Source organism: Dietzia sp. SLG310A2-38A2 (genome assembly GCF_014145095.1).
Taxonomy (GTDB): Bacteria; Actinomycetota; Actinomycetes; order Mycobacteriales; family Mycobacteriaceae; genus Dietzia.
The window spans coordinates 1-9,810 of the sequence record NZ_JAALDX010000334.1 but is presented as its reverse complement, the minus strand read 5'-3'; the positions used below and the strand labels follow the sequence as shown (position 1 = coordinate 9,810).

Sequence of the window (9,810 nt, the reverse complement as noted above, 5' to 3'; positions counted from 1 at the left end):
TCGGCACCGGCGGCTCCGCCACGGGTGCGGCCCTTGGCCTTGCGGCGGACGGTGCCACCGTTGTGCGAGCCACCGAAGGCCAGGTCGCCGGGCAGCGAGACCTCGACGCGGCGGCCGTCCACCTCGACGACGACCTTCTTGCGCTCGACGGGCTCGTCATCGTCGGCGGGGGCGCCGGTGGCGCTCCACGGCTCGATCGGGTTGTCCCACTCCTCCTCGATCCACTTGGTGTAGACGTCGAAGCCCTTCCCGTCACCCACGAAGGCCTGGTTGGTGACGACGTGGGCGTGGAACGGGATGACGGTGGCCATGCCCTCGACCGTGAACTCCGCGAGGGCACGGGCCGACCGCGCCAGAGCCTGGTCGCGGTCCTCGCCCCACACGATCAGCTTGGCCAGCATCGAGTCGAACTGGCCGCCGATCGTGTCGCCCTGCTCGACGCCGGAGTCGACGCGGACGCCCGGCCCACTGGGCTCGTGGTAGCCCGTGATGGTGCCGGGGGCGGGCAGGAAGCCGCGGCCGGCGTCCTCACCGTTGATGCGGAACTCGAACGCGTGGCCGCGCGGGGTCGGGTCCTCGGTGAACTCGAGCACCTCGCCCTCGGCGATCTTGAACTGCTGCAACACGAGGTCGATGCCCGCGGTCTCCTCGGTGACCGGGTGCTCCACCTGGAGGCGGGTGTTGACCTCCAGGAAGGAGATGGTGTCGCCCTGGACCATGTACTCGACGGTGCCGGCGCCGTAGTAGCCGGCCTCCTTGCAGATGGCCTTGGCCGAATCGTGGATCCGCTTGCGCTGGTCGTCGGTGAGGAACGGGGCCGGGGCCTCCTCGACGAGCTTCTGGAAGCGGCGCTGGAGCGAGCAGTCGCGAGTGCCGGCGACGACGACGTTGCCGTGCTGGTCGGCGAGCACCTGGGCCTCGACGTGGCGCGCCTTGTCCAGGTACTGCTCGACGAAGCACTCGCCGCGACCGAAGGCGGCGGTGGCCTCACGGGTGGCCGAGTCAAAGAGCTCGGCGACCTCGGACATCTCGTGGGCGACCTTCATCCCGCGCCCGCCGCCACCGAAGGCGGCCTTGATGGCGATGGGCAGGCCGTACTCCTCCGCGAACTTCACGACCTCGTCGGCATTGGCGACCGGGTCCTTGGTGCCGGCCGCCATCGGCGCCTTGGCGCGCTCGGCGATGTGGCGGGCGGTGACCTTGTCGCCCAGGTCGCGGATGGCACTCGGCGGGGGGCCGATCCAGATCAGCCCGGCGTCGATGACGGCCTGCGCGAAGTCGGCATTCTCGGAGAGGAAGCCGTACCCGGGGTGGATGGCGTCGGCTCCGGACTTGGCGGCGGCGTCGAGGACCTTGTCGAAGACAAGGTACGACTCCGCGGAGGTGGTGCCTCCCAGGGCGAAGGCCTCGTCGGCCAGCTTGACGAACAGGGCATCGGCGTCGGGCTCGGCGTACACGGCCACGCTGGCCAGACCGGCGTCCTTCGCCGCGCGGATCACACGTACAGCGATCTCGCCGCGGTTGGCGACGAGGACCTTGGTGATGTGAGAGCTGGCATGACTGGGCACTCAGGGCCTCCTGGTGATGGACGTCTCTTAGACCGGTGCGCCCGGTAGGGGCACCGATATTCTCCAGCAGTCTAATGAGAGGCCCCCCTCATGTGTGGGTTTGGGGGTCCAAGGGCTGCCCCACGGGGGCGGACCGAGCAGCTCGCCGCCTCTCTGACCTGCTGTTCAGGTGCGGAGCTCGGGACGCCACAACTGGTGTGCGTGGATCCCGGCGGCCTCGAGGAGGCGCCGCAACAGCGGCAGACTGAGTCCGATGACGCTTGACGGGTCGCCGTCGATCCGGTCGATGAACCAGCCGCCGAGCGACTCGATGGTGAAGGCCCCCGCGCACTCCAGGGGCTCGCCGGTGCGGAGGTACACGTCCAGGTCGGCGTCCGACGGGGCGCCGAAGTGAACGGTGGTGTCGGAAGTGTCGGTTCCGCTCTGGGTGACGACGACGGGTCCGTCCCCCGTGAGGTCGGCGACCATCAGGGCGTGGCCGGTGATCAGGACCCCGTGACGACCGCGCATCTTCCGCCACCGCTCCATGGCCCGCTCGTAGGTGTGCGGCTTGCCCTCCAGCCGGCCGTCGACCAGGAGCATCGAGTCGCAGCCCACCACGATGAGCGTGTCGGCACCCGCAGCACGGGCTTCGGCCGCGAGTGCGTCGCCCTCACGATCGAGGACGTCCTCCGCCTTCGCCCGGGCCAGTTCCTCCACCACGCGCACATGCGGGGTGCCCACGGGGAGTGCGGCCTGGAGGGCGTCCTCGTCGACCTGCGGGTGTCTGATGAGCGGGTCCACGCCCGCCTGCTGGAGGATCCGCAGGCGGGACGGGGAGGCCGAGGCGAGGACGAACGTGATCATGGGCCCAGCGTAGCCAGGGCCTCAGGCCCGCGGCAGCAGCATGGTGACGGTGAGCGTGGTGGGCTCGAGCGCGTACACCGAGTGCCGCAGCCTCGCGGTGAGGTGGAGTACCTCACCGGGCGTGAGGATGAGCGTGCGGTCGGGCAGGCCGAACTCCACCCGGCCCCGGAGGACCTGGACGAGGATCGGGTGGTGGGCCGCGTGGTCGCCGAGTACATGACCCGCCGCGAATTCGAACGCGACGATCTTGGCGGTCTCGTCCTCGTGCACGACGGAGGCCCGCGGCCGGTTCTCGAACGGTTCCTCGCGACCGATGATGTCGGTCAGGTGGGTGGCGGTGCCCTCGGTGGTCCCGGCGCGGCTGCCGTGGTCACGGTCGTCGCGCGCGGAGGTGTGGTCAGGGGTGGCGTGGTCGGGGGTGGTGGGTTCGTCGGACACGCGACGCCTCCTGGTGGTGGGTGTACTCAGACACCACAGCCGCCCCTGACTCTGCACTCCCGCCTGCGCTTCGGTGCGCGCGGGCGTGCAGGGACGGGGCGGCTGTGTGGTGCTGCCGGGTGGGGGCCGGTTCAGTACTGGCGGCGGTTGAGGAACGACGTGGGGTTGTACCCGAACGGCGGCCGCAGTCGGTCCTCGTAGGAACCCCAGTCGTCCTTGATTCCCGTGGGGAACTCGCCCTCGTGGACGGCGTTACCCTGCGCGGTCGCCAGCACGGCGGACAGGATGCCCACCTCGACCGCGGTGGGGTTGCCGCGCACGACCTCGAAGAACGGAGCCGCGGCCTTCTTCTCCGCGCCCTTCCCCGCGTCCTGCTGCTGCTCGGCGGCGGTCACAGCGGAATGTTCCCGTGCTTCTTGGCGGGCACCTCGACGACCTTGCGGTCGAGCAGGCGGAGCGCCTGGGCCACCTGCAGGCGGGTGTGCGACGGCGGGATGACGGCGTCGACGTAGCCCCGCTCGGCGGCGACGTACGGGTTGACGAGGGTGTCCTCGTACTCGGCCTGCAACTTCAGGCGGAGCGCGTCGACGTCCTCGCCGTTCGCCGCGGCCTGCTTGAGCTGGTCGCGGTAGACGAACCCGACGGCACCGGACGCGCCCATGACGGCGATCTCGGCCGTCGGCCACGCCAGGTTGATGTCGGCGCCCATGTGCTTGGAGCCCATGACGTCGTACGCCCCGCCGTAGGCCTTGCGGGTGATCACGGTGACCTTGCCGACGGTGGCCTCACCGTAGGCGTACAGCAGCTTCGCGCCGCGGCGGATGATCCCGTCGAACTCCTGGCCGGTGCCCGGCAGGAAGCCGGGGACGTCGACCAGGGTGAGGATGGGGATGTTGAAGGCGTCGCAGGTGCGGACGAAGCGTGCGGCCTTCTCGGAGGCCTTGATGTCCAGACAGCCGGCGAACTGGGTGGGCTGGTTGGCCACCACGCCGACGCTGCGGCCCTCGACCCGGCCGAACCCGACGATCACGTTCATGGCGTACTGCGCCTGGGTCTCGAGGAACTCCCCGTCGTCGACGATGTGCGAGATGACCTCGTGCATGTCGTACGGGCTGTTGGAGGAGTCCGGGATGATCGTGTCCAGCTCGTGGTCCTCCAGGGTGAGGTTGTCCTCGATCGCGCCCTCGGTCGGGGGGACCGGGAACCGGGGGGCCTCGGCCCGGTTGTTGCTGGGCAGGTAGGACAGCAGGTCCTTGACGTAGTCGAGGGCGTCCTGCTCGTCGTTCGCGGTGTAGTGGGAGACGCCCGACTTGGTCATGTGCGTGGTGGCGCCGCCCAGCTCCTCCTGGGTGACCTCCTCGCCGGTGACCGTCTTGATGACGTCCGGTCCGGTGACGAACATCTGCGAGGTCTTGTCGACCATCACGGTGAAGTCGGTGAGGGCGGGGGAGTAGACGTGGCCACCGGCGGAGGGGCCCATGATCAGGGAGACCTGGGGGATCACCCCGGATGCCTGGACGTTGCGGTGGAAGATCTCGCCGTAGAGACCGAGAGAGACCACGCCTTCCTGGATGCGGGCGCCGGCGCCGTGGTTGATGCCGATCATCGGGCGGCCGGTCTTGAGCGCCAGGTCCATGACCTTGACGATCTTCTCGCCGTAGACCTCACCGAGGGAGCCGCCGAAGACGGTGGCGTCCTGCGAGAAGACGCAGACGCTACGGCCGTCGATGGTGCCGTATCCGGTGATCACACCGTCGCCCAGCGGTCGACGCTCGGCCAGGCCGAAGGTCGTGGCGCGGTGGCGGGCGAGTGCGTCGATCTCGACGAACGAACCCGGGTCGAGCAGGTTCTCGATCCGCTCGCGGGCCGTCATCAGGCCCTTGTCGTGTGTCCTGTCGACCGCGGCCTGTCCCATCGGGGCGCGGGCTTCGTCGAGCCGCCGACGCAGCTCGGACAGCTTCCCGGCGGTCGTGTGGATGTCGGGCGTCGCAGCGTCGGTCTGGACGTCGTCACTCACGTCCGGTTCTGAGGCAGTCGTCATGTTGTAAGACTCTAACGACTCGGGTGGCTCCGTGGCGACGTGACCCGGCCGACTCCCCCGACACCGACCCCGCCGTCGCGCGGGGTTCGGACCTACTCTGGACGTCGTGCACGCAGACCCCGGACCAGAATCGCCGCGCCCGCTCGACTCCGATGCCCTCCGTCGCGTGCTGGTCGAGGGGCCGGACGCGCCGTACAACTCGCTCGAGGTGCTGGAGGAGATCGGGTCGACCAACGCCGAGGCGATCAGGCGGGCGGGACTGGGTGCCACGGACCGCAGTGTGCTCCTGGCCGAGTACCAGGCCTCCGGACGCGGGCGGCTCGGACGCACGTGGACGGCGCCGCCGCGGACCCAGGTCGTGGTGAGCGTCCTGCTGCGGCCCGGCGCGGTCTCACCCACCCTGTTCGGCTGGCTGCCCCTGGTCACGGGTCTCGCGATCCGGGACGGGCTCGTGGCCGCGGGCGGGGTGGACGCCACCCTCAAGTGGCCCAATGACGTGCTCGTCGACGGGGGCAAGATCGCGGGGATCCTCTCCGAGATGACGACCGTTCCCGCGGAGGGGGACTTCGAGCTGCGACTCCCCGCCCTGGTGGTCGGTGTGGGGATCAACGTGACCCTGACGAGGGAGCAGCTGCCCATCCCGCACGCGACCTCACTCGCTCTCTCCGGCGGGACGACCGACCGGGACGCCGTCGCGCTGGCGGTGCTCGAGGCACTGGCGCATCGGCACGAACAGTGGCGTCGATGCGAACGCGGGAGCGGATCGACCATCTCGGACGAGCTCATGGCCGAGTACTCGGACGCCTGCTCGACCCTCGGCGCCGAGGTCCGCATCGAACTCCCGGGTGACGTCGTGCGGACCGGGCGTGCCGCACGAGTGGACAGAGAGGGCCGGCTGGTCGTCGATACCCCGGACGGGGAGTTGTCCGTGGCCGCCGGGGACGTGACCCACGTCCGTCCGGCCGCCGGCCGGTGGGGCGGTTGACCCGTGGGGTTCGTCCGTTCGGTCGTCTCTCCGGGGGAGACGCTGATCGTCCACAGCCACCCGCACTGGCGCGCGCTCGTGCGTCCCGGGTTGGTGACGGTGATCGGTGCCGGCCTCGCCGGGATCGCCGGGGGGTTCATCGAGACGCAGGTCGTGCACTCGGGGGACCGCGCCGCGACCTGGGCGATGGTCGCGGGGATCTACCTCCTCGTGGTCCTGCGCTTCGGCCTGTGGCCCGCGCTGCGGTGGGCGCGCACCGACCTCGTGGTGACCGACGAACGCGTGCTCTACAGACCGGCGGGGTCGTCGCGACGGTGCGTCGACGTGCCGTTGCGCCGGATCAGTGCCGTGCGGTTCCGGCACACGCTCTCCGACCGGGCGCTGGGTACGGGGTGCCTCATCCTCGAGTGCGGACACCTGCCCCCGGTCGAGATCGACCATGTCCCCGGCGTGGCGCGCGTCCACGCCGCGGTCTACGACGAACTTCTCCGGCTGCCCCCTGTGCCACCGCCCGGGCCGCTCGCCCCGCCACCCCGCTTCCGCTGGGGGCTCCCGGGGCGGCGGTGACCTCCCCGCCACCCGTGAGAACATGGACCACGTGAACGACGACTCGCGCATCCGCCGCAATCCTCTCGGTTCGCCCGTCGTGGCGATGATCGGGGGCGGGCAACTCGCCCGCATGACGCACCAATCGGCGGTGGCCCTCGGGCAGACCCTGCGCGTTCTCGCCGCCGACCCGCAGGACCCGGCTGCGCAGGTCACCCCCGATGTCGTGATCGGCTCCCACGACGACCCGGACGCGGTCCGCCGGGCTGCCGTCGGCGCCGACGTCATGACGTTCGACCACGAGCACGTCCCGCCCGAGATCCTGCTGGAGCTGGAGTCCGCCGGCGTCGCGGTGCGGCCCCGGGCCTCGGCGCTCATCCACGCCCAGGACAAGCTGGTCATGCGCCGTGCGCTCGCCGAGATCGGGGCACCCGTTCCCCCGTTCACGGGCGTCGACTCGGTCGACGACGTCCGGAGATTCCACGCCGAGCAGGAGGGGTGGATCGTCCTCAAGGCCGCACGCGGCGGATACGACGGCCGCGGCGTGTGGATGCCGGACTCGCTGGAGGAGGCCGAGCGGATCGCGACCGAGCAGCTCGACGCCGGCGTGCCGATGATGGCCGAGGCGCGGGTGCCGTGGATCCGGGAGCTCTCCGCGCTCGTCGCGCGGTCGCCGTTCGGGCAGGGCGCGGTGTGGCCGGTCGTGGAGACGGTCCAGCGCGACGGTATCTGCGCGGTCGTCGTGGCACCGGCCACCGGGCTGCCCGACGATCTCCGCTCCGCGGTCCAGGCCACCGCCCTGCGCCTGGCCGAACACCTCGACGTGACCGGGGTGATGGCCGTCGAGCTCTTCGAGGTCACCGGCTCCGACGATCGCCCGGGTGTGCTGGTCAACGAGCTGGCGATGCGTCCGCACAACTCCGGTCACTGGACCATGGACGGGGCCACCACCAGCCAGTTCGAGCAGCACCTGCGGGCCGTTCTCGACTACCCGCTGGGCTCCACCGTCCCGACCGCCCCCGTGACCGTGATGGCCAACGTGCTCGGCGCGGCCCAGGCCCCGGAGATGAGCATGGACGAGCGGGTGCACCACCTCGGGGCCCGGTTCCCGCACGCCAAGGTCCACCTCTACGGGAAGTCCGAGCGGCCGGGACGCAAGATCGGACACGTCAACGTCCTCGCCGACCCCGGGGTCGACCCGGATGACGCCGAGCAGGTGGCCACGATCCGTGCGGTGGCCGAACACGCCGCCCACTGGCTCTCCCACGGGGAATGGGCCGACGGCTGGGACCCCCACACGGGGGCGCCGGTCGGGGACTTCGACCGCTGACGCCACCCCCATCGACGAAAGGCACCACCATGACCGCACCACAGGGCGGACCGCAGGTCGGTCTGATCATGGGCAGCGACTCCGACTGGCCGACGATGGAGGGCGCCGCGGAGGCGCTCGCCGAGTTCGGAATCCCCTTCGAGGTGGGCGTGGTCTCGGCGCACCGGACCCCGCAGAAGATGCTGGACTACGCCCGCTCGGCCGCCGGCCGGGGGATCAGGGTGGTGATCGCGGGTGCCGGTGGCGCCGCGCACCTGCCCGGGATGGTCGCCTCCGCCACTCCGCTGCCGGTCATCGGTGTCCCGGTGCCCCTCAAGCACCTCGACGGGATGGACTCGCTCCTGTCGATAGTGCAGATGCCCGCAGGGGTGCCCGTGGCCACCGTGTCGATCGGGGGGGCCCGGAACGCCGGGCTCCTGGCGGTCCGGATCCTCGCCGCCTCCGACCCGGCGCTCCGGTCCCGTATGGAGAGCTTCCAGGCCGATCTGGAGGCGATGGTGGAGCGCAAGGACGCCGCGCTGCGCCAGAGCCTCCTCGGCTGAGCCGCGCCGTCCTCCGGGACTCTCGGCGGCCGCCGCGGGAAGCCCGCCGCCCGGGCAGGGCGAACGGTGTCCGACTGGTAACTTGGAGGGCCGGGCGCGGCACGTCAGACCCCGCGGCGATATCGACGGTGAAGGTGTGTCGTCGGCATCGCCGGGAGGTGCCCCGGACGGTGTCCGCCGCGCGATCAGCACCGACGATTCCCTCTTGGAGGACCGCACATGTCCGGTAACCCCGACTTCGACCTGTACCAGCCCGCGGAGGAGCACGAGGAGCTCCGCGCGGCGATCCGTGCCCTCTCCGAGAAGGAGATCGAGCCGCACGCCGCGGACGTCGACGAGAACGAGCGGTTCCCCCAGGAGGCGCTCGACGCACTCAACGCCTCGGGTTTCAACGCCGTCCACGTGCCGGAGGAGTACGGCGGGCAGGGCGCGGACTCGGTGGCGGCGTGCATCGTCATCGAGGAGGTCGCCCGCGTCTGCGGTTCGTCCTCGCTGATCCCGGCCGTCAACAAGCTCGGAACGATGGGCCTGATCCTCGCCGGTGGTGAGGAGCTCAAGCAGAAGGTTCTGCCCGACATCGCCGAGGGCGCGATGGCCTCGTACGCCCTGTCGGAGCGCGAGGCCGGGTCCGACGCCGCGGCCATGCGCACCCGGGCCCGCCAGGACGGCGACGACTGGATCCTCAACGGTGGCAAGGCGTGGATCACCAACGGCGGCAAGTCCACCTGGTACACCGTCATGGCCGTGACCGACCCCGAGAAGGGCGCCGGCGGCATCTCCGCGTTCATGGTGCACGCCGACGACGAGGGTTTCGGCGTCTCCAAGACGGAGAAGAAGCTCGGCATCAAGGGCTCGCCCACCGCGGAGTTGTACTTCGAGAACGTTCGCATCCCGGGTGACCGCATCATCGGCGAGCCGGGCACGGGGTTCAAGACCGCGCTGCAGACCCTGGACCACACCCGTCCGACCATCGGCGCCCAGGCCGTGGGCCTCGCCCAGGGCGCGCTCGACGCGGCGATCGCCTACACCAAGGAGCGCAAGCAGTTCGGCAAGGCGATCTCGGACTTCCAGAACACCCAGTTCATGCTCGCCGACATGGCGATGAAGGTCCAAGCCTCCCGCCTCATGGTGTACACCGCCGCCGCCAACGCCGAGCGCGGCAGCGCGCCGGGTGGGCAGAAGCTGGGCTTCATGGCGGCCGCGTCCAAGACGTTCGCCTCGGACGTCGCGATGGAGGTCACCACCAACGCCGTGCAGCTCTTCGGCGGCGCCGGGTACACCCGCGACTTCCCGGTCGAGCGCATGATGCGCGATGCCAAGATCACCCAGATCTACGAGGGCACCAACCAGATCAACCGCATGGTCATGGCCCGTCAGCTCCTGGGCTGATCCGACGGGGCCGCGCCCCGATCTTCCGAGATCCGCTACTCCGAGTCCGGATCCGCTACCTCCCTCGGTGGGGGAGCGGATGCGGCGGGTGGGTAGCGGATCTCGTGGTTTTGCGGGGGCGCGCG

Annotated in this window: 10 protein-coding genes; 5 read left to right on the top strand and 5 right to left on the bottom strand. The window is 70.7% G+C overall.

Annotated elements, in window-relative coordinates; all coding sequences use genetic code 11:
• The 5 genes from G6027_RS12085 to G6027_RS12065 form a co-directional block, all read right to left on the bottom strand.
• Nucleotides 1-1,568 (bottom strand): biotin carboxylase N-terminal domain-containing protein (locus G6027_RS12085; protein ID WP_182637394.1); only part of this gene is annotated, 1,568 nt, incomplete at its 3' end.
• 165 nt (nucleotides 1,569-1,733) lie between these two features.
• Nucleotides 1,734-2,414: a Maf family protein gene (locus G6027_RS12080; RefSeq protein WP_182637393.1), complete on the bottom strand. Its 681-nt coding sequence runs from the start codon at nucleotides 2,412-2,414 to the stop codon at nucleotides 1,734-1,736.
• Between the two features lie 21 nt (nucleotides 2,415-2,435).
• Nucleotides 2,436-2,852: a cupin domain-containing protein gene (locus G6027_RS12075; RefSeq protein WP_182637392.1), complete on the bottom strand. Its 417-nt coding sequence runs from the start codon at nucleotides 2,850-2,852 to the stop codon at nucleotides 2,436-2,438.
• A 131-nt stretch (nucleotides 2,853-2,983) separates the two neighbouring features.
• Complete coding sequence (locus G6027_RS12070; RefSeq protein ID WP_182637391.1) at nucleotides 2,984-3,247, bottom strand: acyl-CoA carboxylase subunit epsilon; 264 nt, start codon at nucleotides 3,245-3,247, stop codon at nucleotides 2,984-2,986.
• Nucleotides 3,244-4,893: an acyl-CoA carboxylase subunit beta gene (locus tag G6027_RS12065; RefSeq protein WP_182637390.1), complete on the bottom strand. Its 1,650-nt coding sequence runs from the start codon at nucleotides 4,891-4,893 to the stop codon at nucleotides 3,244-3,246. The genes G6027_RS12070 and G6027_RS12065 overlap by 4 nt, the downstream gene beginning before the upstream one ends.
• 106 nt (nucleotides 4,894-4,999) lie before the next feature.
• Here G6027_RS12065 and G6027_RS12060 point away from each other — a divergent pair, with 106 nt between their 5' ends.
• The 5 genes from G6027_RS12060 to G6027_RS12040 all read left to right on the top strand — a co-directional run bounded on the left by G6027_RS12060 (nucleotide 5,000) and on the right by G6027_RS12040 (nucleotide 9,685).
• Nucleotides 5,000-5,878: a biotin--[acetyl-CoA-carboxylase] ligase gene (locus G6027_RS12060; protein WP_182637389.1), complete on the top strand. Its 879-nt coding sequence runs from the start codon at nucleotides 5,000-5,002 to the stop codon at nucleotides 5,876-5,878.
• Nucleotides 5,879-5,881: 3 nt separating this feature from the next.
• Nucleotides 5,882-6,445 (top strand): PH domain-containing protein, encoded by a 564-nt coding sequence (locus G6027_RS12055; RefSeq protein WP_182637388.1) that lies wholly within the window; start codon nucleotides 5,882-5,884, stop codon nucleotides 6,443-6,445.
• Nucleotides 6,446-6,467: 22 nt separating this feature from the next.
• Entirely contained in the window at nucleotides 6,468-7,754 is a 1,287-nt protein-coding gene (locus G6027_RS12050) for a 5-(carboxyamino)imidazole ribonucleotide synthase (RefSeq protein WP_182637387.1), read from the top strand.
• 29 nt (nucleotides 7,755-7,783) lie between these two features.
• Entirely contained in the window at nucleotides 7,784-8,296 is a 513-nt protein-coding gene (gene purE, locus G6027_RS12045; protein ID WP_182637386.1) for a 5-(carboxyamino)imidazole ribonucleotide mutase, read from the top strand.
• Nucleotides 8,297-8,515: 219 nt separating this feature from the next.
• Entirely contained in the window at nucleotides 8,516-9,685 is a 1,170-nt protein-coding gene (locus G6027_RS12040) for an acyl-CoA dehydrogenase family protein (protein ID WP_182637385.1), read from the top strand.
• The last annotated feature ends 125 nt before the right edge of the window (nucleotides 9,686-9,810 follow it).

Bases quoted from the DNA above. Each gene is read 5' to 3' on its own strand.
- G6027_RS12080 (WP_182637393.1), bottom strand. From the start codon at position 2,414: ATGATCACGTTCGTCCTCGCCTCGGCCTCCCCGTCCCGCCTGCGGATC.
- G6027_RS12065 (WP_182637390.1), bottom strand. From the start codon at position 4,893: ATGACGACTGCCTCAGAACCGGACGTGAGTGACGACGTCCAGACCGAC.
- G6027_RS12050 (WP_182637387.1), top strand. From the start codon at position 6,468: ATGGACCACGTGAACGACGACTCGCGCATCCGCCGCAATCCTCTCGGT.
- purE (WP_182637386.1), top strand. From the start codon at position 7,784: ATGACCGCACCACAGGGCGGACCGCAGGTCGGTCTGATCATGGGCAGC.
- G6027_RS12040 (WP_182637385.1), top strand. From the start codon at position 8,516: ATGTCCGGTAACCCCGACTTCGACCTGTACCAGCCCGCGGAGGAGCAC.